This is a genomic window from Halomonas sp. CH40, from assembly GCA_041875495.1.
GTDB lineage: Bacteria > Pseudomonadota > Gammaproteobacteria > Pseudomonadales > Halomonadaceae > Vreelandella.
The window spans coordinates 3373548-3397454 of sequence record CP112982.1; the positions used below are offsets into that span (position 1 = coordinate 3373548).

The 23907-nt window shown below is 52.4% G+C and carries 20 protein-coding genes; 10 read left to right on the forward strand and 10 right to left on the reverse strand.

What is annotated here, in order from left to right; all coding sequences use genetic code 11:
* Window position 1 precedes the first annotated feature (1 nt).
* The 4 genes from OR573_15360 (at window position 2) to mgtE (ending at window position 5420) form a co-directional block, all read left to right on the forward strand.
* A complete protein-coding gene (locus OR573_15360) occupies window positions 2–859 on the forward strand; it encodes an ABC transporter ATP-binding protein (GenBank protein XGA79834.1) in 858 nt (285 codons plus the stop codon).
* A 26-nt stretch (window positions 860–885) separates the two neighbouring features.
* Window positions 886–3405: a nitrite reductase large subunit NirB gene (gene nirB, locus OR573_15365; GenBank protein XGA81769.1), complete on the forward strand. Its 2520-nt coding sequence runs from the start codon at window positions 886–888 to the stop codon at window positions 3403–3405.
* On the forward strand, window positions 3402–3752 hold the full coding sequence (nirD, locus tag OR573_15370) for a nitrite reductase small subunit NirD (GenBank protein ID XGA79835.1): 351 nt from the start codon (window positions 3402–3404) through the stop codon (window positions 3750–3752). The genes nirB and nirD overlap by 4 nt, the downstream gene beginning before the upstream one ends.
* A gap of 309 nt (window positions 3753–4061) precedes the next feature.
* Complete coding sequence (gene mgtE, locus OR573_15375) at window positions 4062–5420, forward strand: magnesium transporter (GenBank protein ID XGA79836.1); 1359 nt, start codon at window positions 4062–4064, stop codon at window positions 5418–5420.
* A 13-nt stretch (window positions 5421–5433) separates the two neighbouring features.
* Here mgtE and OR573_15380 read toward each other — a convergent pair whose 3' ends face one another.
* A complete protein-coding gene (locus OR573_15380) occupies window positions 5434–6501 on the reverse strand; it encodes a transposase (GenBank protein XGA79837.1) in 1068 nt (355 codons plus the stop codon).
* A 21-nt stretch (window positions 6502–6522) separates the two neighbouring features.
* On the opposite strand from OR573_15380, the gene tnpA reads away from it, so the two are divergent.
* A complete protein-coding gene (gene tnpA, locus OR573_15385) occupies window positions 6523–6948 on the forward strand; it encodes an IS200/IS605 family transposase (GenBank protein ID XGA79838.1) in 426 nt (141 codons plus the stop codon).
* Window positions 6949–7027: 79 nt separating this feature from the next.
* Window positions 7028–7369, forward strand: coding sequence for a hypothetical protein (locus OR573_15390; protein ID XGA79839.1), 342 nt, complete (start codon window positions 7028–7030; stop codon window positions 7367–7369).
* Window positions 7370–7422: 53 nt separating this feature from the next.
* Here OR573_15390 and OR573_15395 read toward each other — a convergent pair whose 3' ends face one another.
* From OR573_15395 to OR573_15420, 6 genes are all read right to left on the reverse strand, one after another.
* Window positions 7423–7614, reverse strand: coding sequence for a hypothetical protein (locus OR573_15395; GenBank protein ID XGA79840.1), 192 nt, complete (start codon window positions 7612–7614; stop codon window positions 7423–7425).
* Between the two features lie 581 nt (window positions 7615–8195).
* The gene (locus OR573_15400) at window positions 8196–8909 is read right to left on the reverse strand and encodes a Crp/Fnr family transcriptional regulator (protein XGA79841.1); all 714 of its coding nucleotides are present in this window, start codon (window positions 8907–8909) and stop codon (window positions 8196–8198) included.
* Window positions 8910–9132: 223 nt separating this feature from the next.
* Window positions 9133–9852, reverse strand: coding sequence for a Crp/Fnr family transcriptional regulator (locus tag OR573_15405; protein XGA79842.1), 720 nt, complete (start codon window positions 9850–9852; stop codon window positions 9133–9135).
* Window positions 9853–10003: 151 nt separating this feature from the next.
* Window positions 10004–11476, reverse strand: a complete 1473-nt coding sequence (locus tag OR573_15410; protein XGA79843.1) for a diguanylate cyclase — start codon at window positions 11474–11476, stop codon at window positions 10004–10006.
* Window positions 11477–11706: 230 nt separating this feature from the next.
* The gene (locus OR573_15415) at window positions 11707–14253 is read right to left on the reverse strand and encodes a PAS domain-containing protein (protein XGA79844.1); all 2547 of its coding nucleotides are present in this window, start codon (window positions 14251–14253) and stop codon (window positions 11707–11709) included.
* 33 nt (window positions 14254–14286) lie between these two features.
* Window positions 14287–14892 carry a PAS domain-containing protein gene (locus tag OR573_15420; protein ID XGA79845.1) on the reverse strand — a complete coding sequence of 202 codons (606 nt, stop codon included), beginning with the start codon at window positions 14890–14892 and terminating at the stop codon, window positions 14287–14289.
* Window positions 14893–15479: 587 nt separating this feature from the next.
* Between OR573_15420 and OR573_15425 the strand changes: the two genes are divergently transcribed.
* A complete protein-coding gene (locus OR573_15425) occupies window positions 15480–16529 on the forward strand; it encodes a homocysteine S-methyltransferase family protein (protein XGA79846.1) in 1050 nt (349 codons plus the stop codon).
* A 196-nt stretch (window positions 16530–16725) separates the two neighbouring features.
* Entirely contained in the window at window positions 16726–17394 is a 669-nt protein-coding gene (locus OR573_15430) for a hypothetical protein (protein ID XGA79847.1), read from the forward strand.
* Between the two features lie 146 nt (window positions 17395–17540).
* Here the strand turns inward: OR573_15430 and OR573_15435 are convergent, their stop codons facing one another.
* Both OR573_15435 and OR573_15440 read right to left on the reverse strand, forming a co-directional pair.
* Complete coding sequence (locus OR573_15435) at window positions 17541–17771, reverse strand: DUF465 domain-containing protein (protein ID XGA79848.1); 231 nt, start codon at window positions 17769–17771, stop codon at window positions 17541–17543.
* A gap of 375 nt (window positions 17772–18146) precedes the next feature.
* Window positions 18147–18866, reverse strand: coding sequence for a Crp/Fnr family transcriptional regulator (locus OR573_15440; GenBank protein ID XGA79849.1), 720 nt, complete (start codon window positions 18864–18866; stop codon window positions 18147–18149).
* A 686-nt stretch (window positions 18867–19552) separates the two neighbouring features.
* Between OR573_15440 and OR573_15445 the strand changes: the two genes are divergently transcribed.
* Complete coding sequence (locus tag OR573_15445) at window positions 19553–21382, forward strand: EAL domain-containing protein (GenBank protein XGA79850.1); 1830 nt, start codon at window positions 19553–19555, stop codon at window positions 21380–21382.
* Window positions 21383–21616: 234 nt separating this feature from the next.
* Complete coding sequence (locus tag OR573_15450; protein XGA79851.1) at window positions 21617–23458, forward strand: EAL domain-containing protein; 1842 nt, start codon at window positions 21617–21619, stop codon at window positions 23456–23458.
* Between the two features lie 43 nt (window positions 23459–23501).
* Here OR573_15450 and OR573_15455 read toward each other — a convergent pair whose 3' ends face one another.
* Window positions 23502–23690: a DUF1819 family protein gene (locus OR573_15455; protein ID XGA79852.1), complete on the reverse strand. Its 189-nt coding sequence runs from the start codon at window positions 23688–23690 to the stop codon at window positions 23502–23504.
* Between the last annotated feature and the right edge of the window lie 217 nt (window positions 23691–23907).

The window sequence follows — 23907 nt, forward strand, 5'->3', positions numbered from 1 at the left end:
CATGAACGATAAACATTTAGTACTCACTCAGGCAGGCATGGAATTTCCCACACCTAAAGGGCCTTTCTGTGCGTTAAAAAACGTTGATCTGAAAATTTCCAAAGGCGAGTTTGTTAGCATTATCGGTCACTCTGGATGTGGAAAATCTACGGTTTTGAATATGGTTGCCGGTTTACATTGCGCAACTTCTGGCGGCGTTCTGTTAAATGGACGTGAAGTCAATGAACCGGGCCCTGAGCGCGCCGTCGTATTCCAGAATCATTCTTTGTTGCCCTGGATGAGCTGTTATCAGAATGTAGAGTTGGCGGTTAAACAGGTATTCAAGGGCAAAAAAAACCGTGCTGAGATGAAGGAGTGGATACAGCACAATCTTGCTTTAGTGCAGATGACAGATGCCATGCATAAACGACCCGATGAAATATCTGGCGGCATGAAACAGCGAGTCGGTATTGCCAGGGCCTTGGCAATGGAGCCTCAGGTTCTGCTGATGGATGAGCCCTTTGGCGCTCTTGACGCATTAACCCGTGCTCATTTGCAAGATTCTGTTATGGAAATCCATGCCAACCTGAAGAATACCGTCATCATGATTACTCATGATGTCGACGAAGCTGTTTTGCTTTCAGATCGCATTGTCATGATGACCAATGGCCCGGCTGCCACTATTGGTGAAATTCTGGATGTTGACCTGGCACGGCCAAGAGACCGTATCAAAATGGCTGACAACCCAAAATATAACCACTGCCGACATGAAGTACTGCGCTTCCTTTATGAAAAACAGCGGAAGGTAGAAGACTTGCTATCAGCAAAGAAAAATCGCGCAGTAGAAAGCACAACCAAGAAAGAAAAAAAGCTTGCGTAACTTTGCTGATTGAGGAGATTAGACTTATGAAAAAGCAACTGTTGGTCATTGGTAATGGCATGGTGGGTCAGCATTTCATTGAGCAATTCCTGAATGCTGTAAATAGAGGCAGCTGGGATATTAGAGTCTTGGGGGAAGAACCTCATGCGGCCTATGACCGAGTGCATTTATCAGAATACTTTGACCGAGGGCAGGCTGAAGACCTGCTCTTGGCTGACCCGGCCTTCTATCAGGGTAACAATGTTCAACTGCTCCTGAATGAGCAAGCCCTTAGTGTTGACCCTGGGGCCAAGAAGGTCACCACTAATAAAGGGACATATGATTATGACCAGCTGGTGCTGGCGACTGGTTCTTATCCTTTTGTCCCCCCGATTGAAGGCAAGGATCAAGAACACTGTTTGGTCTATCGCACCCTGGATGACATGGATGCCATCAGAGCGAGTGCAGAAGGGAAAACACGGGGTGTTGTTGTCGGTGGTGGCTTGCTGGGTCTGGAAGCCGCCCACGCCTTACAAAAGCTTGGGTTAGAAGCATCCGTCGTCGAGTTTGCTGCCCGCTTGATGCCAGTACAATTGGATGCTGAAGCTGGAAAACTCCTGCGTCAAAAAATTGAAGATCTTGGTGTCAATGTTCACACAGAAAAAGCGACTCAGCTCATCCGTCCGGGTGATGAACATCGCCTGTGTATGGAATTCAGCGATGGAAGCAAGCTGGAAACCGATCTGATCGTATTTTCAGCGGGTATACGTCCGCAGGATGCTCTGGGCCGTGAAGCGGGTCTTGAGCTGGGTGAAAGGGGCGGGATTCTGGTTGATAATTCCTGTCGAACCAGTGATCCCAGCATCTATGCTATTGGTGAATGTGCCATCTGGAATAATCAGCATTTTGGTTTGGTCGCACCGGGTTATCAAATGGCACGCACTGCGGCGGCGGCTATCAATGGTGACTCTTCGGTGACCTTTACCGGTGCAGATATGTCGACCAAACTGAAGCTTTTGGGTGTGGATGTGGGGTCGATTGGCGATGCCCATGAATCAACAGCTGGTGCCCAAACCTATCGTTATCTAAACGAAATAGATGGCATCTACTATAAACTGGTGGTATCAGGGGATCATAAAAAACTTTTAGGCGCTATTCTCGTGGGTGATAATGCGCCCTATGACACTCTGCTGCAATATGCATTGAATGGGATAGATCTACCAGAGCAACCGGAAGCCTTGATTCTGCCCAGTAATGCCGGTGGTCCTCCTGCTTTGGGGGCCGATGCTCTTCCGGATGAAGCCAACATCTGTTCGTGCCACAATGTCACCAAAGGCGATATTCGTGAAGCCATGAATGATGGCATCATGAACCTTGCTGACCTCAAGGCTGGAACCAAAGCCAGCACAGGCTGCGGTGGCTGTGCCGCCATGCTGAAAACCGTCTTTGAAAATGAGCTGGAAAGTCGAGGCGTCAGTGTGGATCGTTCCCTGTGTGAGCACTTTTCTTACACCCGCCAAGAACTCTTCCATCTGATTCAGGTAGAGGAGATTCGTAGCTTTGATGAACTTCTGGCAAAACATGGCAAGGGCGGTGGCTGCGAAATCTGCAAACCCACGGTTGCTTCAATTCTAGCCAGTTGCTGGAATGAGCATGTGCATGAAGAGCCGCATGTTTCCTTGCAGGATACCAATGATACCTTCATGGCCAATATGCAGAAAAATGGTACCTATTCAGTAGTGCCCAGAATTCCCGGCGGCGAAATCACTCCCGAGATGTTGATTAAGATTGGTGAAGTGGGTAAGAAATATCAGCTCTATACCAAAATCACCGGTGGCCAACGGATCGACCTTTTCGGTGCCACTCTGGATGAACTACCCTTGATCTGGGAAGAGTTGATAGCCGCTGGTTTTGAAACCGGGCATGCCTACGGCAAATCCTTGAGAACGGTTAAATCCTGCGTCGGCAATACTTGGTGCCGCTATGGTGTTCAGGACAGTGTTAGCATGGCGATCTTCCTGGAGAATCGTTATAAGGGTTTGCGCTCGCCGCATAAAATCAAAATGGCGGTTTCAGGGTGCACGCGTGAGTGTGCCGAAGCTCAAAGCAAAGATATCGGTGTCATTGCCACTGAAAACGGCTGGAATCTTTTTGTTTGCGGTAATGGTGGCATGCGTCCACGCCATGCTGACCTATTTGCCACAGACCTGAGTGATGAGCAACTGATAGCCACTATTGATCGGGTATTGATGCTTTACGTGCGCACAGGTGATCGCTTGCAACGGACCTCTGTCTGGCTGGAAAACATGGAAGGTGGCCTCAATTACCTGAAAGAAGTGATTCTGGAAGACAGTTTGGGGTTGGGCGCTGACCTGGAAGCTCAAATGCAACAGGTCGTCGATACCTATCAATGTGAGTGGAAAACAGCCATTGAGGATCCCAACAAGCGCAAACGCTTTCGCAGCTACGTAAATGCCGATGAGCCGCGACGTGCCCGTATTCAGCTGGTGGAAGAAAGAGGCCAACTGATTCCGGCTCGAGATATTACTGGCGAGGTGGTTGCATGAACATCGCTCAAATGAATACAGCCCAATGGCATCCGGTTTGCCATCTCGAAGATCTGGTCGCCAACTCAGGAATCGTAGCCTGGCTGGATACTCAATCGGCTGCTCTTTTCTGGTTACCGGATCAAGAGCCTTCCCTCTATGTACTCGCCCACTATGACCCTCTTGCCAAAGCTGAAGTGCTGGCACATGGGCTGGTCTGTGAAAGCCAGGGGGAATGGTCGGTTGCGTCTCCCCTCTACAAGCAGCACTATCGGCTAAGTGATGGCCAATGCTTGGAAAATGCAGGCGTCAAGGTTAGCACTTGGCCGGTTCGAATCATTAACAAGGGCATAGAGATTTATTACTAATACCTCCATTACTCATCAAGTTTAAAATAAAATTTAATGCTCGGACAATAGATGCCCCCTTCCGAGCATAGTTATTCATGAAAGCAACCCACGATCTTGCAAAAAACATTCAGCACTAATATGTTAAAACGCTGTCTTAGGGCCTGTTGATTCCAGCAGGCCCAAATTTTATTGCGCTTCCCAATGTATGCCGGCCATCCACCACATCTAGCTTTCATGCTGCCCACCGAAAAGCCACAGCATTCACTACTCGGTACATAATATATAATACGCTGACTGGAAAACCACTTCTCTTACAAGGATGCTTCTATGCGTGAAGACGAGCCGTATAACCAGACAGAAGAGCAGCTCCTGCAGCTTCAGCAGCTGCTGGATACCTCGGATGGGGCTGGCATAGATGACCTGCTGGCGGATATGGACGTGCTGGACATTGCGCGCACCCTTGAGTCCTTTCCGGGCAAGACACGCGACCTGCTCTGGGAGTTTGTTCCCGAAGACGTGGTCGGCGAAGTGCTGGCCGAAGTGGATGAAGATATTCGCGCTGATTACATCGAGCCTTTATCCGCTGACGACATCGGCCAGATTGTCAAAGGCCTGGATGCCCAGGAAGTTGCTGAGGTACTTGATGTTGCAGACGACGACATCAAGACCAGCGTCTATGCCAGCCTGGATGAAGGCATTCGCGCCCAGGTTGAGTACCTGCATACCTATGAAGAAGATGTGGTCGGGCGTTACATGGATCCCGAAACGGTCAACGTCAAGCAAGGCGTGTCGCTTGAGGCCGTGCAACGCTATATCCGCATCCATCACCTGCTTGATGATGAATCCCAGCAGGTCATGGTGACTGACAAGGACAAACGTTTACTCGGCACCCTGACCCTGATTGACCTGATCAAACAGCCGCAGGATGCCGTGATTGATGACTATATGGACGAGCCTTTCACCTTGAACGACCAGATGAGAGTGAGTGAAGCGGCCTCGATATTACGTTCCAAAGAGCTGGCCTTTGTGCCTGTCTGCAATAAGGAAGGCATTCTCGTCGGCCAGCTGAACGTGGCTGATGTGCTGGAAATTACTCAGGACGATGCGGATATGACCTTAAAGCATATGTCCGGCGTCAGCGATGAGGAAGAAGTTTTCACCCCCATCATGCGCAGTGCCAAAAGCCGTGGTATCTGGCTGGGCATCAACCTGCTGACGGCTTTTCTGGCAGCGGCAGTGATTGGCCAGTTTACCGAGGTACTGGATCAGATTGTCGCATTGGCCATTCTTATGCCGGTGGTGGCCAGTATGGGCGGCATTGCGGGTAGTCAGACGCTGACGGTGGTGATCCGCGGTCTGGCACTTGGCCAGCTGGCAGGCAACAACAAGCGTTGGCTATACAACAAGGAAATGTGGGTAGGCATGATTAATGGCCTGATATGGGCACTCGTCGTCGGCGCTATTTCCCAGCTCTGGTTTGATAATCCCATGGTTACCCTGGTTATCACCCTGGCCATTTTTATCAATATGAGCGTATCCAACCTGGCCGGCGTCTTGATTCCCCTGGTGTTGAAGCGTTTAAAAATCGACCCTGCTTTATCCGGCGCGGTGATATTGACCACTGTGACCGATGTCGTTGGCTTTCTGTCCTTTCTGGGCCTGGCAACGCTGATCATCCTGAATTGACGTCCTCCCCCGCCTAAAGTCGGGGGATTCCAACGGCTTGAGGGCAACGTCCTGCCCCGAGACGCAGGATATTTCGGGCTGCATTCACATCCCGGTCATGCGAGGCACCACACTCGCTGCATATCCAGTCTCTTATTCCAAGACCTGCGATACCTTTCGGCCTTTCCTTGGGCAGTGCGCCACAATTCGAGCAGGTCTGGGTGGTGTAGGCTTCATTGACTTCTTTGAAGACGGTGCCTGCGTGATCGCATTTGTATTCCAGCATCGTCTTCAACTGATGCCAGCCAGCGTCCAGCACTGACTTGGCCATATGGGTTTTTGCCAACTTTGAGGCGCTGACATTACCTACGACGATAGTGCCGTACTGGCGGGTCAATTTGCGGCTGAACTTGTGGTTGGCATCCTTGCGACGATTCTTGATCTTGGCATGGATCGTTTTCACACGCCGCTTGTTCCCCGCTCTCTGGGCGGCTGCCAGTTTGGCTTCCAAGCCGCGATAGAAGCGTCCTGCCTCCAGCTTTTGGCCGTCGCTGCATGTCGCGGTATCTTTAAGGCCAAGATCAATGCCAACCTCGCCCTGGGCCTTATTAGGCGGAATATCCACCTCAACCACGACATTAAAGTACCAGCGGCCACGGGCATCTTCATTGAAACTGCCTGAACGGAATTTGTAGTGGCTAAGGCCGTAGCTATCCCAGACCTTGAAGTAGGTGCCATTGTGGAACACCTGACCGTTTTTCCACTTCGCCGCGCCGGTATTCACTGGAATCCAGCCGAGTGAGCGACGAACACCGCCGGACTTGCGCCACGCCAACCGCGACTTCTTGAACTGTTTGCGGCGTGTTGTGTATTCACGGGCGACTTCCTGCAACGTTTGACTGTGCAGACCCAGGTCCTTACCTGCACCTCTGGTGTAGGGGTGCATATCGTAGGCTGATAGAAACAGACCTCGCTCACGAATCGCTCGTGAACTCAGTTCGTTAAGGTAGTTCCAGACAAAGTTCACGCGGCGTGCCATACGATTGAGTTGGTCGACGTGCTTGTCTTTGACTCGAACCTTGAGGGTCTTGGTCTGTTTCATGCTTTGGAGTATAGTTGGCCTATGAACACTAAACAAGAATTACGCACGGGCAGGCACTGCGTTTTTATGATTCACGCCCACTTGGTCTTTGTGACAAAATTCCGTGGCAGAATCTTTAACGCTGAACACCTCGATTCCCTCGAAGCGCTTTTTCGGCGGGTATGCGCTGACTTCGAAACAGCGTTGGTGGAATTTAATGGCGAGACGGATCACGTTCACCTGCTGGTGAACTACCCGCCAAAAATGGCGCTATCCAAGCTGGTGAACAGCCTGAAAGGCGTATCAAGCAGGCGTATGAAGCTATTGCACCCTGAGCTGGCGAAATCGGCATACCTGAAAAACGCCCTATGGAGCCCCAGTTACTTTGCAGGAAGTGTCGGTGGGGCGCCTATATCAGTAGTCCGTCAATACATTGAGGAACAAAACCGCCCCAATAAGTCGCCCTAACGGGCGACGCACTCTACATCCCCGCACTAGAAGTACGGGGTTTTCCGCGCAAATCTGATAAAGAAAGGGGGGGGGCAAAATGCCGACTGATAGCGATCTTAACCTTCGCCTACGTAGGCATCTCGAAGGGCTTGCGCCCGAGGCGTTACCCCTTACCTACCAGCAGGCCGCTGAGGCACTTGACCTGTCACCGCCGCGCACCATTCGGCGCGTGGCGTTGGCGCTTGAAGCGCTGATGCATGAAGACGTCGCCGCCGGGCGGCCGATGCTGGCAACCCTGGTGGTCAGTCGCCGTGGGGGCCTGCCTGGCGCCGGTTTTTTTGAACTCGCTGTGGCCTTGGAACGCTTTCCCGCCAATCCGGCAGAACATAAGGTAGCCTACCAGGATGAATTTGCAGCTGTGCTTGCTCAGCGGGCGTGACGACCTCTCTCCCCGTTGGAGTCTTGGCTAATCAGGCGCGCTTTTATCCTCCATCAGCCCGGTTTTCTGGCACTGAAATCAGGATACACGTTCACCACTTCAAACTCGCCACCATGCTCACACGACAATGCATCGGCAATGCCTCCCGCATTCACCCAGGCACTTTCCGAGTTAAAAGCCTCTATAACCTTCACCACTGCCTGCTTGGTGCTGGACTGCTCGATTATGACGCGATAACGGTTCATTGGTTAACCTCGACAATGAAGTAAAAATCACGGGCATCCGCATGCGCCTCGTCTGGCAGCATATCACCATCGCTCATATTTTTTCAGCCCGCTCACTTATGGCGCGATGAAGGGTTGCGGAGGCAGTTTCTATCCCGAATAGGGGGGTGCGTTAAGCTTACCTATCAGGGCCAAACACCTCCATGCAGTCAGTGTTCATTCCTTGCGTCTATTGCCCCAGATGAGCCGCTGGCAAGTCTGCGTATCCAGCCTCTTTGAGTTGGCCTTTCAGCGTTTCAATTCGGTAAGCTTCGCCGAAGGCTCTAGCCTCTGCTCGATCAACGTCCTGAGCGTGCTTTTGAGCGGCTTCATCGTCACCTTTTCTTAGTGCATCACGATATGCGGCGAGGCTAGCATTTGCGTGTTTCTGGGCATTCTCGTAGGCATCTTGAGCTTGCCTGATAGCGTCACTCAGTTGTTTTATTTGGCAAGGCATCTGTGGCTCTTCCTATTAGTGATGATCGATTGCTTGCTACCCATGGCGATCACAAACTCCACCTCTGTCTGTTCTGCCAAGCATCGAATCTCAACAACGTGGATAATCAGGCGTTTTGCTCCAGTATTTGGCCATAGCTCTTGCAATCGGCGGCATAACAACAGCAGGAAGCCTCTTCGAGACCAGCACGATCCTGCACCCTGACCAGACCGCGTTGATAAGTGATTAGGCCACGCGCCTGAAGCCCCAGCGCAGCCCTGGTGACACTGGCACGACGTACGCCCAGCATCATGGAGAGCCCCTCGTGAGTGAGATGTAATGGCCTTCCGCAGGTTTTGTCGTGGGCCATTAACAACCAGCGCGCCATGCGCGCTTCTAATACATGAAAATTGATGCAGGCTGCAGACTGGAGTGTCTGAATCATAATAACGTTGAGATAGTGCTTCATCAGTTTCTCAAGGGCAGGACTGCCAGCCAGATGCTTTTGAAAAGTAGCCGCCGGTATTTGCAACGCCAGCCCCGCTTCCTGGACAAGCACCTGCAATGTGCTTTTCTGTTCGTCCAGCATTAAAGGGATCCCTAGCATGCCTTCATGACCAACCATGGATACGGCCAGTCGACCGCCACTTTCCAGCCTCACAATCAGGGAAACAGCACATCCGAGAGGGAAAAATGCATGCGAAAAGGCGTCCTCTGGCTCGACCAGTATCTGAGCAAAGGTCATTTCGACGGTCTCACAGTCAGCGAGAAAACGCTGCCTGTCTTTGTCAGGCAGTCTATCGAGCAGTTGGTTGGTCGGTGGAAACGAGGAAGTATCCATGTACTTGCTCCTGACGCTAAAACACAGGCCATCGGCACATGGAAGAAAAAGCAGAGTGTCATTCCGATGTCATAGAGGCATCAGGAAAGAAAACATTTATCTGTCCTGTCGATGGTCTCTAACACAGTCATAATGTGCTGTTCTCTTCGTCGTCTCTGTTCGGTACCGCACATAAGAAGACAAACGCTATCGAGAAAATTAAACACACGCTAAGGAAGCACCTTCAGACAATAGATGAGTCAGGTAGTAAACGGGCATATTCCTGTTTGACGATCTTATAGCACTCACATGCCCGGTCTTCCAGTCCGGACTTGTCTAAAATGGTGATACGGCCGCGCTGGTAGGCAATCAGGCCAGCTTTTTGCAGCTTTCCGGCCGACTCGGTGACGCCTTCTCGACGAACGCCCAGCATGTTGGCGATCAGTTCCTGGGTCATGCGCAGTTCATTAGTCGGCAAACGGTCCAGGCTCAGCAACAGCCAACGACACAGCTGCTTATCCAGGCTGTGATGCCGATTACAAACGGCTGTCTGTGCCATCTGAGTCAGCAGTGCCTGAGTATAACGCAACAGTAAACCTTGCATTGGACCTCCCCGAGAGAACTCATCCTTGAGCCGTTGTCCCTTGAGGCGATAGGCTGTCCCAGCACTCTGCACAATGGCACGGGTTGGGGTGGTTTCACCGCCCATGAACAATGAGATGCCGACGATTCCCTCGAACCCGACAACGGCAATTTCCGTCGAGTCGCCTGCTTCCATGACACATAGCAGTGAGACGATGGAATCCGTGGGGAAATAGACATGCTGCATTGGCTGACCTGACTCGGCCAACGACGCACCGTGTTTTAACTCGACTCGCTCAAGATCAGGCACCAGGCGCTGGTATTCCGATGCTGTCAGGGCAGCCAGTAGATGATTCTGACCCGGTTCATGTGTCGACGGCATCAAGGTGACCCCTATATTCTATAAGCGATGCGAGGCAGCTGCTTTAAAAAGCCGACATTAATACAAAAAAAGAACCCCTACTCTGTGCGCTAACGCACAGAAAGGCGGTGATTATTTCTTATGTGTTAAAACTATACCATTGGTGTCAGCGTTAAGCGTCAGAATCCTTGCTATTGACCAAGACCCTGTTACGACCTGTTTCCTTGGCCTCATAGAGGGCTCTGTCCGCACGCTTCAGCAACGTGTTAGGTGTATCCCCACGCTGGAAATTGGTAACGCCCAGGCTAATGGTGATGCTACCCACTTCAGGAAAAGGCTCGTCTGCAATACAGCAACGAAGGCGTTCCGCCATTCCGACGGTTTCGGTGAGATTGGTTTCCGGAAGGAGGACCACGATTTCCTCGCCCCCCCAACGGGCGAGAAAGTCAGCCTCCCGTATTTGTCTGGCCAACCGCGCGCTCAGGTCTACCAGCACTTGATCACCAATGTCGTGTCCATAAATGTCATTGACTCTCTTGAAATGATCTACATCAATCATCACCAGAGCAGTTTCAGACACATAGCGGGCGTAGCGAGCCAGCGCGCGCTCCATCTCCACATCAAAGCGCTGCCGATTATAGAGTCCGGTGAGGGAATCGGTGGTCGCCTCCCGCTCCAAGGACGCTTCCAGCTGCTTTTGCCTGGTAATGTCCAGCCCTATGCCCAGCAGGTAAGATTTACCGTTCAGCTCCACCCGCAAGCCACTTAACAAATATGGGGTGTCGCCCTTTACGGTGCACAGCTTGCTTTCAAGCATCGCGCTGCCTTCCGAAAAAGTCTTAGCAATGGCTGTACCAATAGGAGCTCTTTCTTCTTGTGGGACAAGCACGCAGATATCCATGCCACCAAGCTCCGCGGGACTACGCCCTGTCACCGTCTCCATCCGATCATTCCATTGAACCAAATGACCTTTTCCATCATGAATGTAGAAGATCCCTGGCAAGCTGGCCAGAATCGACTCCGAAAGATCCTTCTCGCGTCGAAGCTGGTCTTCAAGATTCCGGCGCTTGGAAATATCCTGTAGAAAAGTGGATCTTTGGTGTATATCCCCGGTGGCATCCCGATGAACAATAGTCACCTGGGAAACGGGGGTCTCTTTTCCCTCCCGATCCAGCACGGCTGCCTCCTCTCTCCAGGAGCCTTCTTTCGCAGCGGTATTCAGCCCCACGTTTGCGCTCTTTTCTGCCGCCCAGCACGGATAAACTTTCTTGCGATCGCTAATGTCACGCACTAGCGCCTGCACCAAGGCCCCATTGTCCATGTCAATTCGACTCAACAAGACCTCAGTAGGGAAATCAACACCGTCCCATGTGCGGTGGCGCCATTCAAAAAAGGCACACCCTTGGCTCATGACTTCATCAAGGTGATCTGCCGCGGCCTCCCTGCTGAGACGGCCATCAGGCTGGTAAAGAGGGGAAAGATCGGCGGGATGGAAAGTCACGAAGGTGTTCACATCAGGCACTCGAAACATCGTCAGGGTCGCAGAGTTACAGTCCTGAAAACGGTCTTCCGCAAACAGCATGATGGCATCGCGGGATTGCTCAAACGCCAACTGATATTTTTCTTGTTGCCGAGCCGTGTCCATTTGGGACATCTCCAAACCGTTACGATATGCCGTGGTTACCCATTTATAACCAAACCTAGTGCATGTTGTCCCAAGGAGAGATGGTAACTCTGTGCGCTATCGAACATAGCTATCGCTACAGGCAAAGACACCCATAAATTTAAATGTTTTATGCAACCTTCAAGGTCTGACCAAATGATTTTAATCATGGACTGGGATACAGCGCCGTGAGGTTATCGACGCCAACCAATTCAGGCCTGGGGGGAATCCCTCAATGCCGATTCCAGTTGCTTGGTCTCGGTAATATTAACCAGGGTGATAACCACTCCATCAATCATATTATCCAGCCTGCGGTAGGGAATGATTCTGACCGAAAACCAGCGGTCATCGTCGGAGGCGACCTGCTTTTCACTGACTGACAGGGTATCGAGTGTTTTCCGGGCGTCTTCCTGAAGCTCCGGATAGCGAAGGCTGGTGCTCAGATCGCTTAATGGACGGCCTACGTCGCTTTCACGCAGGCTGAAAATATCGGTTGTCCGCTCCGTGTAGCGCCGTACATTCAACGCTTGATCCAGGAAAAGAATCGCAATCTCGATGCTATTGAGCACGTTCTGCATGTCGCTCTGAGCAAGCACGAGATCATCCACCTTAGTTTCCAGCTCGGCATTAATGGTCTGCAACTCCTCGTTCATGGACTGCATTTCTTCTTTAGACGTGGTCAGTTCCTCATTAGCTGACTGCAACTCTTCATTAGTGGATTGAAGCTTTTCGTTGGTTGCCTGCAACTCTTCCAGCGTTTTTTCCCCCCGCTGTCGCAGGGTTCTGATTTCCTTTTGATACTGCTGGATCTGCACCTCCTGATCCGAGGAGGTGGTCGATACAGGCTCTCGGTTTTCAGAGGTCACAAAGGCAGGTGCATCGCGGAACACAACGAGGGTTTTGCCTTTGAGGGCATCGGGTTCATCCAGGATATGAATAGTCACATCAACGGCCTGGGTATCCGAACCGGCCCGGACTAATAAGCCGGTAAGCTCCACCGGTCCGGCTGAACCAGATGCCTGCTTGAGGCCGTGATAGATGGGTTCACGTAGCCCTTCACGTGCCATTGCATGGATGTTCAAAGTAGCTTTTCCGGCTGCGGGCTCCAGATACTTTCCGGTGCGTCCGCTGATATAAACAATATCGGCATCTTCATTGAGCACCACAGCGGCCGGTGCAAAGAGCTGCAGCAGTACATTGTCCACGGCAGATTGTAGGTTACTGATCGTGTTCTGCTGGGGAACCTCATTGGATGGCACGGATTGCTCCTTGTGCAGGATAGACATCGGTGGATAAGATTTTAACAGGAAGTCAGAGTGACGGTTGGGCTGGAAAGGTTTACGTCGGAAAAGACGCACTCTGGACTTTAACGGTTCAAACAGCTGGGTCAGCCGACCGATGGTTTCCGAGCTACCCAGCATCAACAGGCCGCCAGGACGCAGGCTGTAATGAAACAGGGGGAGTATCCGTCTCTGAAGCGTCAGGTCGAAGTAGATCAGTAAATTGCGGCACGCAATCAGATCCAGTCTGGTAAAGGGCGGGTCTAGAATAACATCGTGGGAAGCGAACATTACTTTGTCCCGCACCCATGGTTGCACCTGATAATAATGCTCATGTCGGGAGAAAAAGCGGGCCAGCCGTTCTTCTGATATAGTGTTTTCAATATCGAGTGGATATTGCCCTCGACGGGCTGTGGTAATAGCGTCCGGACTGATGTCGGAGGCAAATACCTTGAGGTTCAGTTCTGCGCCAGGTTGAATTCGTTCCAGCGATTCAGTGAACGCCATTACCAGTGAATAAGCTTCCTCTCCGGTCGAGCAACCCACTACCCAGGCACGCAGTGGGTGCTCTGACGTGTAATTGATGACCAGTTCCGGCAAGCCTTTTTCAATCAGATAATCCCAGGCTTCAGTATCCCGGAAGAACTGGGTAACGCCGATCAGCAGTTCCTGGAACAATAACTGAACTTCGTGACGGTTGTTTTCCAGGAAGCGAGTATAGTCCGTCAGTTCCGAAATCCCGTGGATCGCCATCCGACGTTCGATCCGACGATTGAGCGTGGTGGGCTTGTACAAGGAAAAGTCGTGTCGGGTTTGTGCCTGCAGCAGGCTGATAAGTGGATCCAGACGCTCCAATGATTTGTTTGGGCCCTGTATGGAATCAAAGCGTTCATGCACGGTATCCGGCTCATCCGGCTCCGGAACACGCCGGACATACGCCAGTATCCGTCCTGGCAACTCATCGCTGGGTGCCACGATATCGTCGCAGCCCGCCTCTATCGCGCTCTTTGGCATGGCATCAAACTGGGCTGACTCCGGGCTCTGCACCGCTGATAGCCCGCCGGTTGCCTTGATGGCCTGTAAGCCCAGAGTGCCATCCGAGCCCATGCCGGATAAGACGACGGCAATGGCCCGCTCATTTTCGGCACTGGCCAAGGATGAAAACAGCACGTTGATGGGCAAGCGGTGGCCCCGGGGCTCCACAGGCTTAGCCAGTTTCAGGACACCTTTGTGTACCCTCAGTTCCCGGCTCGGCGGAATCACGTAAACGGCATTGGCCTGGATTGTCATGTTTTGCTGTGCTTCATGCACCGGCATGTCGGTAGAGCGCTGCAAAAGCTCTACGAGCAACGACTTCTCGGCCGGAGCTAGATGCTGCACCACCACAAAAGCCATGCCGGTATCGCATGGCGTATTATGGAAAAAGTCTTCCAAGGGTGCCAAACCGCCAGCGGAAGCGCCAATACCAATAATACGCATCAAAACCTCCCGAAGTATATGGCGGAGTACCTTTCAGAAGGCATTAGCTTCAGTCAGAATCAACAGGATGCTGTTACTGGACTCGGAAAATCTTGCACTGATAGCGATCCGCCGATGATCCGGCAATTCCCATGAGCCATTCATCAGGTTGTCGGCCTCTGGTGTGCGTTCCCTGATATTGCTGAACAGACTGCGCACAGCACTTTCCTGGCCCGGCGCCAGTATCCTATCCAGCGTAAGACCGGCCAATGCCTGTTGAGGTTTGCCAAAAAGCACACCCGCAGCTTGATTGCCTTCAATGATCTCGCCGTCAGCAGCGACAACCAGGTAAGCGGCAGGCGCCTGTTCATAAAGTGACCGGTAATACGCGAACTCCTCACTAACTTCCTGGTCGTTGGCCTGCAACTGCTCATAAAGCAGATCAAGCTCAACCTGATAGGTCTGAAGTTCATGCAGCAATTTAAGGGCATCACCCGCGGATTCAGGGTTACTGGCACGCTCGTACAATAGGTTGAGCGCATCAATGCTGAGGCTGCCCCCGCTATTGCGCGGAGTCGCGCCCTGCTCAATCAGATATTTAGCACTTTGGCGCAGCCGTTCATGGCTGTTGGCATGCGGGTAGTCGTGTTTGTTGGCCATTTGCCCTCTTTAGAGTGTTTCCTTATAAGCGCGCCCTGAAGCAGACGCCTAAATTATGACAGTGAGATCTACTGTCTATTGAGAAAAGACGCCTGACCGGCAGGCATCGGATAAATTTATTAAGCAGTCTTCTTATATAGTAGCTTTTATGTATGCATTATCGCATCGAAGATAAGCGGAGCGGGGCCAAGTGTACATAAAAATATAGTGGCGGATCGTTCACCTTTGGCGCCTCAGGGTTTTAAAACGGGTTGGAATTGATGGAGCCAGCTGTGATTTGAACGATCAATTGTCACTGCGCGAGGGATGAAGAATCTCTACTCAACCTGCTAAAAGAACGTGGTGTGTTTACGCCACAGCTCAGCACTCTACAGGCCGAGGAACGAGAAACCGATAGTAAAGCGCACTCTGCTCACAAACTGCCATCACAGGCCTGCCCTTCCCAACTATTTATAATTTTCCACACCAAAACAAGTAAGATGAATTTTACTCATAGTAAAAGGGTAAAACCTTCATTGGTCACGGCTGATATTGGGCTGCCAGAATGATGCCTCGACAACCCCGGAACACCCCAGAGGCATTTCTTCATGGCGAACGACCTTATTACTCAGCGACTCGATCAAGGGCCACTTATCTGTGCGGAAGGCTTTCTGTTTGAGCTGGAGCGGCGCGGCTATCTTTCAGCGGGCGAGTTTGTGCCTGAAGTGGCACTGCTGCGCCCGGACGCATTGGAAGTCCTGCACCGTGATTTCCAGCATGCCGGTTCCGATATCGTTCAGGCCTTCACCTACAACGGCCACCGGGAAAAACTGCGCGTAATTGGCAAGGAAGACAAGCTGGAGCCACTCAACCGCGCAGCGCTGCGAATTGCCCGCAAAGTCGCCGATGAGCAGGAAGGTAACCTGATGGCCGGCAACATTTCCAACAGCAATATCTGGAACCCTGAAGACCCGGCTTCTCAGCAGAGCGTGCGCGCCATGTTTGATGAAATGGTGCAATGGGCCGTGGAAGAAGGCGCTGATTTTGTCATCGGCGAGACCTTCTATTACGCCGGCGAAGCCCAGGCCGCCCTCGAAGCTATTCAGGCAAAAGGGTTACCTGCGGTGATCACCCTGGCCCCCATGGCCGAAAACCGCATGATGGACGGGCCGGGCATTGTGGAAACCTGCGTGGCACTTGAACAGAACGGTGCCAGCGTGGTGGGCCTGAACTGTTTCAGAGGCCCCGATACCATGCTGCCCTGGATCCAGCAGATTCGCGACGCCGTTTCCTGCCACGTGGCCGCACTGCCGGTGACCTTCCGCACCACCGCGCAGGAACCGACCTTTTTTAACCTGTCTGATCATCAGGGGTGCAGCTGCCCATCACCCCACGGGCGCCCCTTCCCGACCGCCCTGGACCCGCTGTTCTGCAACCGCTATGAGCTGGGCGCCTTTGCCCGTGATGCCTATGCCAGCGGCGTCAATTATCTTGGGGTCTGCTGCGGTGCGGCACCCATGCACATACGTGAAGTAGCCATGGTGGTTGGCCGGGAGCCCGAGGCCGCCCTGTTTGCCGAGCGCATGCAGAATCACTTCATGTACGGCAACCACGACCGCCTACCGTCCCACATTGCCGCCCTTGGCGACAAGGCTTGATAAGTTAACTTAGTCCTACAGCACTGGGCTTTTTTGAACGACTAATAAAGTTTTCACGCTGACGACCGATATAAAAAAGATAAGCTTTGATTTAATCGCCTTGAATGGCAAGAGGTCATTTTTAACTCAGGGCGCCTCAGCCGAGCGGATCAGTGGTGGGCGTTTCTGAAATTTCATCCAGGATAAGGAGGACGATATGAACACTTTCGTTCAGGGTTTAGTAGCCGGAATGGTAATAACCATGGTGAGCGGCCCGGGGCATACTCAGGAAGTGGACGATCTGGACAGCCTTAAACCACAGCATTACAGCGCCGGAGTGACCGGAGCGGTTACCGCCAAGGCCGTGGGCCTCGACGCGGCCAATGGTGACGCCCAGGTCAGCGACGATCAGGTCAAAAGCGGCGAGATGAGCGAGCGTCTGATCTACACCTATGACACCTACTACAAACCCGATAGCGAGACCGACGGACCCTATGAAATAACCATGAGCTTGGGATCAGACTATGCCACTATTGAAGGCGAAGAGAACTCTCAGGTGGTTATTGGCCTGCATTTCAGCGATGCGATTAAACCGGGCACCTACGAGGTAACTGACGGGTTACTTGATGTCGGCCCCAATTCTGTGCCGGTTTCAGTACTGGTGGCGGCCTCGTCGCAAGAGCGCAGACAGCCGCTCGTGTTCAGTTGGAAGGTGGAAGGCACCGTGGCGCTGGAAACCATCAGTCGCGAACAGGCAACAGGGCGTTTTGAATTCAGCGCCTACGGCATGAACCGAAAAGGTCAGATCACCGACGACACAATCGCCGCCAAAGGTGCGTTCAAATCCGTGCCCTATACACCGCAAGACTCTCTGCCGGACGATTGACAGTAATCGCCATTACCACCGCCACAAAGCCCTCTGAATCAAAAGATTAAAGTCGATTGAAAATTAATGAACATTGAGCTTTAGGGCCTCTACCTAAGAGGCCCTGTTTCAGCCACCCGAGAATGTCAGCAGCCACCGAGCAGTAATCACAGGTAGGCAGCTATCTTATCTTTAAGTAACAGACGCTGTTTACGGTTTTTTTCTTCGATATGCGTAGCGACGGGTTCAACCTCTGTTTCCATGCGATGAATCTCGCGATTCACTTCATGATAATCCTCTATCAGCTTGGCAAAGTGCGTATCAGACTGTTTCAGCTCGTGGATACGCTCTGCATGCTCAGGAAATTCCTCTGCAAGCTCATGTGGTGTGTGGCTCATTCTAAAACCTCGTTTGGGAATTATTAAAATATCTAAAGCTCTCTAATATTTACCGTAACAGCCGTGTCGGTTGCCCGCCAAACCTTTTTGCCGAGCAGCCCAAGGTCGCGAATCAGTTACAATTGCTCAACCCGGCTCCCACACAAAGCTGGATGCGTCAGCATAGGGTTATCACACCATCCCACAGACGGGCGGCTACTACTTCCTCTCCCGCCCCCGACGGTTTGGTAAAAGCCGAACGTGAGCGGCTCGGCCTAACGCTTGACCATGACACCGACATTGCCAGCCTGCCATTGCCACTTCCAGCCGACTGTCGTGATCGATCACCACAATCAGCGAAATAAAGCTATCGTGATGGCTTTGAAGTGCGGTCATTCAAACCACCTCTGGATGATTGAGCAAGCGATCGTACTCGCGTTTGACCACCGCGTAGCATTCGCAGACGCGCGCTTCGAGCCCGGGCCGGTCGGTCACGGTGATGTGTCCACGGTTGTAGGAAATCAAGCCAGCTCTTTGCAGTTTACCCGCCGACTCGGTGACCCCTTCCCGGCGCACGCCCAGCATGTTGGCGATCAATTCCTGGGTCATGACCAGTTGGTCGCCTGGTAGGCGGTCGAGGCTGAGCAGAAGCCAGCGGCATAGCTGCTGGTCGACGCTGTGGTGGCGGTTGCATACCGCCGTCTGCGCCATTTGCGTCAACAAGGCTTGGGTATAGCGCAAGAGTAGTCGCTGCATGGGGCCAGCGCGGTAGAACTCGTTTTTGAGCAGATGGCCCTTGAGGCAGTAGGCCGTTCCTGCACTCTGAACGATCGCGCGGCTGGGGGTGGTTTCGCCGCCCATGAACAGCGATACGCCGACGACCCCTTCATGCCCCACCACGGCAATTTCCGTCGAGGCGCCATCCTCCATCACGCACAGCAGCGAGACGATAGAGTTTATCGGAAAGTAGACATGACTCATCTGCTGGCCGGACTCGCACAGCGACTGGCCTAGGGTCAGCGTTACCTCCTCAAAATGCGGTAACAGTCTTTCAAGTTCGTCTTCCGGCAGCAGGCCAAGCAGCACGTTTTGCTGTAGAAGAGTTAGCTCCAGCATTGATGATTTATCCTTGTCGCTTTGTGTCGCACAAATTCTGATCGCAATGCTCACTAGTCGTTAATGATGTCAGGTACTAAATGCGGGTATCTCAAACTCACAGCTATACACAATCCAAGTATAGAACGATATAAGGCAAATTCTGTACGCTAACACACATAAGCGTGCGTGGATCCATACGGAAACCGCTACCGGGAGCGTCAAATTAGCCTGTTGAGTGGTGCGAAAAATTAATCCCTTACATGTTCGCCAACGCACAGTCGGCGGCGGATTTACTGACTAGTATGAACGTAAGTGTAGCAACGGAGATGCCTAAACAGGACGTTGCACTTTGCGCTGCAGGAATCGTAGCGCCACCCTCCAAAATAATCACTTTCGCCCACTGTCTCTAGTATTCGTTTATGCAAGCTAACCCTGCTCCAATTCTCAGGCCTTCCCTCGATAACTACATTGAAAACGAAAACAGTACTTTGTGTACGGTTGCATACAGAAACGTCGCGCTTGATGCCCTTAAGGTCACGATAAGATGTCAATATCGTCAAGGTTCACGTATCGGTTTCGGAATTTTGACGGGCACAGGCAGCGGATAATCAGGAGAAAAGTCCATAGTAGATGCGAGCTTGCAGATGATAATAAAGCACGTCGTGTCATCAAGCGCCCCTATTGAAGGGCAGAGGAGCGTTATCATGGGATCCACTAAATGCGATAGCGGCGATGCTCAGGGTGATGATGAAAGTGCTGAAAATAAGCACATTGAGGACGCGTACGCACGCCTGCGCAAGGCCGAAGCCGCCCTGGAGACCGCGACAGAATGGGCTCAGGTCACCTTGAATTCGATCGGTGACGCTGTGGTTACCACTGATCTGGAGTCGCACGTCACCTATCTGAATCGAGTGGCGGAGTCATTAACGGGCTGGGCAAGCCACGATGCCATCGGCAAGCCACTGGATCAGGTGTTGATGCTTATCAATGGCCAGACGCTGGAGACCGCCATTAACCCGGCAAAGCGAGCCATGGAGGAGAACCGAACCGTCGGGCTGGCCATGGATTGTATGCTGATCCGCAAGGACGGCAGCCAGTTGTTGATCGAAGATTCAGCGGCGCCCATCCACGACCGGGAATGTTTCCTTCAAGGCGCGGTGATTGTCTTTCATGATGCCTGCCATTCGCCCACTCATTCCTCCAAGCTGGCTTACCAGGCGCAGCACGATGCTCTCACCGAGCTGCCCAACCGTGTGCTGCTCTCGGAGCGCCTTTCCCGCGCGATGGGTCTGGCAAAACGCCATCATCAGCAGGTCGGGCTGCTGTACCTGGACCTTGATGCGTTCAAAGCGATTAACGATTCACTCGGTCATGCCATCGGCGATTTTCTTCTTCAGTCGGTGGCGGAGCGCCTCAGCCAAAGTGTTCGTAATACCGATACGATATGTCGCCAAGGGGGCGATGAGTTCGTGGTGCTGCTGAGCGACATTGAAAAGCCCCAAGACGCCGTCAGCGTGGCGGAGAAAATTCTTGTTGCGCTAGCCGAGCCTTTCCACATCTGCCATAACGAGCTGCATATTACCGCAAGCATAGGGATCAGTCTTTACCCTGATCACGGCAGTGATGAGCCCACCTTGCTCAATAATGCCGACACGGCGATGTATCACGCCAAGAAAAAAGGTCGCAACAAGCACCAGCTGTTCAGTGCTGACATGAACGTCCAAAAGACGCAAAGCAGTCATCTGGAATCCCAACTGTACCTGGCGCTGAAGACAGACGCGCTGTTTCTCGACTTCCAACCTCGGATAGACCTCGCCACCGGCACGATGGCGAGCGCCGAAGCGTTAATACGTTGGCACAACCCGACGCTGGGGCTCATGCAGCCTTCAGCTTTTCTGCCCGCGGCGGAAGCCCGCGGGCTGATAGTACTTATCGGTTACTGGGTACTGAGCGACGCCTGCCGCCGGTTGCAGGCGTGGCGGCGGGAAGGGGGCGATATCGTGCCCATCGCAGTGAATATGTCCGCGATGCAGCTGCGCGACAAGTCACTACCTGCCCAGGTGGCGGAGATATTGAACCAGACGGAGCTGGATGCTCATTTTCTAGAGATTGAGGTATCCGAAAGCAGCCTTGTGCACCTTCATAACGACGACTCAGTATCAACACTAGTCGAGTTGAGCCGCATGGGGATACGCATTGCCATTGACGACTTCGGTGACGGGCGTGTCAGCCTGAAGCAGCTGCAATGTTATCCCATCAATACGGTCAACCTTGCGCCCTGTTTTGTGCATGACATGCTCAATAACCCCGAAGACGCCGTGTTCATCAAGGCGCTGATCAATTTTGGCCAGAACCTTTCCATGCGCGTTAATGCTAAGGGCGTGGAAACTCTGGCGCAGTTGAACCATCTTAAATCACAAGGCTGCGATGGTGCCCAGGGGTTCTGGTTGAGCAAGCCGCTGTCGGCAAACAATTTCCGCGTATTGCTCGGCCCTGATCGGCCCGACCTGCATCGCTCCTCGTCATTATTATAGGCTCGAATTGCCTCAACACCTGACTGCCTTAAGTATTTTTTCCCATCACGCCAGGTACATCAACATAGAAAACAAACCACTCTGTACGGTAGAGAACATACATCGAGGTAATTAATGCGATAGCGTACATAGAAGCTTTGTTTACCGGCAATAAGCCGGTTCGACCAGTAAAGCTCTTGTTCTTGAATAGAACATTGGTGCCCAAGGCATCGTACACTACCTAAAGAGAGGGTCATGAAACAATCCAGCGTCATCGCCGCGCCGCTCATGAATGAAAGCCAACCCTTTAACGAGGAGGCGCGGCTGGCTGAACTTCGCACTCTCAACATCCTGGACACCCCACCAAATAAGTATTTTGATCGCTACACGAAGCTCATCGCGGAGATTTTCAACGTACCTATGGTCGCCATATCCCTGATCGACGAGAACCGTCAATGGTTCAAATCCTCTGTCGGGATAGGGGTGTCTGAAACACCCCGCGAAAAATCGTTCTGCACCCATTTTCTTGATAGGAACGTACTCGAAGTCCCCGATACTGTGGAAAATAGCTTCTTCTGCGATCACCCCATCGTGGTGGGCAGCCCTTTTATTCGCTTTTACATGGGTATTGTCCTGCGTGGCCCCACCGGCCAGCCTTTGGGTACCCTATACATAATGGACACCCAGTCTCGCTATCTCTCACGTGAGCAGTATTCCTGGCTAGAGACATTCAGCCTTCTAGTCCAAGAATTGATCAACCACAACCATGCTGCTCCGGGCGACTCCGACGAGAAGGGTACAGAGATCAGCCATCACGATAAGGTCACTGGCCTCCCCGACACGAAGCTGTTCAGCAATACTCTCAAACACCTGATTCACCTGTCGCAAGAGGAAGAAAAGCATCTCGCCATCTTGCACCTACGCCTTAATAAGGTCGACGAGATCAAACAGGTCCATGGACAACCTACCTGCAACGCCTTCCTGCGCTGCTTCGCTGATCGTTTGATCGCCGACGACACTAAGGTGCTAGCCGCCGGCCACTTGAGTCAAAGCCAGTTTGGTGCAGTGATACACCTGTCATCGTTGTACAACCTTTTTGACGTGATCACTCCCATCGCCAATAAGTTGACTAGCTCCATGGAGCTGGAAGAGATGATGATTCGGCCCGATATCGATATCGGTATCAGCTTGTCTCCGCTGGATGGTCAGACGCCTAACGACTTGATGGAAAGGGCAAGAACCTCTATGGATGGCCCGAAATCCCATGCAGGAATGTATATTTTCAGTCACGAGGTAGAGAAAACGGCGCTGCGCCGACACACCATCGCGCAACATCTAGAAGTTGCACTCCACAATAAGGAACTGATCAAGCATTATCAGCCTTTGATAACCGTCGACGGTAGCCGTATCGTGGGTTTTGAGGCGCTGGCACGCTGGCATAATCCTGAACTTGGCCACGTGAGCCCCGCGGACTTCGTACCTATTGCCGAGCAAGACCCTCGGTTGTCACGTCAATTGACGGAATGGTCGCTCACGATGGTCTGTGGGGAAGTGCCCAAATGGCCTTTCCGGCCCGGTGATCCGTCCCTGAGGATCGCTGTCAACATTCCTCCCGGTCAGTTCCATGAACCCGGGTTCGTTGATCGCGTACTGGGTACCCTGGAGGAGCATCACCTGGCCCCCGAGCGTCTGACACTGGAGCTCACCGAGGAGAGCATCCTGGCCAACGTCGACAAGTCTATTCAGGCCATGTGTGAGTTCCGCAGCCATGGCATCACCATTGCTCTGGATGACTTCGGTACCGGCTATTCGTCACTGAGTAAGCTCAAGGACTTGCCGCTCGACATTCTCAAGATCGACAAGAGCTTCATCGATAACATTACCCATGATGCGCGCGCTGCCAATCTTGTCGGTGGTATCATCCACATTGCCCATGGCTTGGGTTTGAAGGTCGTTGCCGAAGGGGTCGAACACGAGCAACAGCGCGCCATATTGCAGGCCTTCGGGTGCGATGTGGTTCAAGGTTACTTATTCAGCCGGCCAGTGCTGCCCGATGGCGCCGTAGAGTTACTTAAAAACTGGCCACACGCGTCATAAGGGCGCCAAGGGCTGATGGCATCGTTCGGTGTCTGAAGAGGGCTTAGCAGTAGCAAATTGATGGTTTATCCCAAGCTAACAACCCAGCCTCCCATAGCATTCTGAACAGGACCTGCCGCAATTTATCGCGTGTTGAAGCGCTGGCGTTATCCAGTTCATCGTGCCATTCCGATTGACGGTTATGACGGTTATAGAAAGCACCGAAATCCTCAAAACTGAGGCTCAGTTTCATCGCGACAAACCGTTCGTGTAGCACTTCCACCGCAAAAGCAGGGTTCGAGCCTGAGACCCTCGGCTTCGGGGGCCGTTTCCAATCAGCTGCGCAGCGCAAAGACACTGGTGGAGAAGCGACGCAAAAACTTAAAAAAACACAACATAACAGCCAGTTACAGCCAATATGATATGCGTGACATGTTTTTTGGGCACACCGCTTAACACCGATACATCTA

Excerpts from the sequence above, each read along its gene's own strand:
- OR573_15400 (XGA79841.1), bottom strand. The coding sequence starts at position 8,909 with ATGGATACTTCCTCGTTTCCACCGACCAACCAACTGCTCGATAGACTG.
- OR573_15440 (XGA79849.1), bottom strand. The coding sequence starts at position 18,866 with ATGCTGGAGCTAACTCTTCTACAGCAAAACGTGCTGCTTGGCCTGCTG.
- OR573_15450 (XGA79851.1), top strand. The coding sequence starts at position 21,617 with ATGAAACAATCCAGCGTCATCGCCGCGCCGCTCATGAATGAAAGCCAA.
- nirB (XGA81769.1), top strand. The coding sequence starts at position 886 with ATGAAAAAGCAACTGTTGGTCATTGGTAATGGCATGGTGGGTCAGCAT.
- OR573_15420 (XGA79845.1), bottom strand. The coding sequence starts at position 14,892 with ATGGCCAACAAACACGACTACCCGCATGCCAACAGCCATGAACGGCTG.
- OR573_15390 (XGA79839.1), top strand. The coding sequence starts at position 7,028 with ATGCCGACTGATAGCGATCTTAACCTTCGCCTACGTAGGCATCTCGAA.
- OR573_15455 (XGA79852.1), bottom strand. The coding sequence starts at position 23,690 with ATGAAACTGAGCCTCAGTTTTGAGGATTTCGGTGCTTTCTATAACCGT.
- OR573_15380 (XGA79837.1), bottom strand. The coding sequence starts at position 6,501 with ATGAAACAGACCAAGACCCTCAAGGTTCGAGTCAAAGACAAGCACGTC.
- OR573_15435 (XGA79848.1), bottom strand. The coding sequence starts at position 17,771 with ATGAGCCACACACCACATGAGCTTGCAGAGGAATTTCCTGAGCATGCA.
- OR573_15415 (XGA79844.1), bottom strand. The coding sequence starts at position 14,253 with ATGCGTATTATTGGTATTGGCGCTTCCGCTGGCGGTTTGGCACCCTTG.
- OR573_15425 (XGA79846.1), top strand. The coding sequence starts at position 15,480 with ATGGCGAACGACCTTATTACTCAGCGACTCGATCAAGGGCCACTTATC.
- tnpA (XGA79838.1), top strand. The coding sequence starts at position 6,523 with ATGAACACTAAACAAGAATTACGCACGGGCAGGCACTGCGTTTTTATG.
- mgtE (XGA79836.1), top strand. The coding sequence starts at position 4,062 with ATGCGTGAAGACGAGCCGTATAACCAGACAGAAGAGCAGCTCCTGCAG.
- OR573_15405 (XGA79842.1), bottom strand. The coding sequence starts at position 9,852 with ATGCCGTCGACACATGAACCGGGTCAGAATCATCTACTGGCTGCCCTG.
- OR573_15430 (XGA79847.1), top strand. The coding sequence starts at position 16,726 with ATGAACACTTTCGTTCAGGGTTTAGTAGCCGGAATGGTAATAACCATG.
- nirD (XGA79835.1), top strand. The coding sequence starts at position 3,402 with ATGAACATCGCTCAAATGAATACAGCCCAATGGCATCCGGTTTGCCAT.
- OR573_15410 (XGA79843.1), bottom strand. The coding sequence starts at position 11,476 with ATGGACACGGCTCGGCAACAAGAAAAATATCAGTTGGCGTTTGAGCAA.
- OR573_15360 (XGA79834.1), top strand. The coding sequence starts at position 2 with ATGAACGATAAACATTTAGTACTCACTCAGGCAGGCATGGAATTTCCC.
- OR573_15395 (XGA79840.1), bottom strand. The coding sequence starts at position 7,614 with ATGAACCGTTATCGCGTCATAATCGAGCAGTCCAGCACCAAGCAGGCA.
- OR573_15445 (XGA79850.1), top strand. The coding sequence starts at position 19,553 with ATGGGATCCACTAAATGCGATAGCGGCGATGCTCAGGGTGATGATGAA.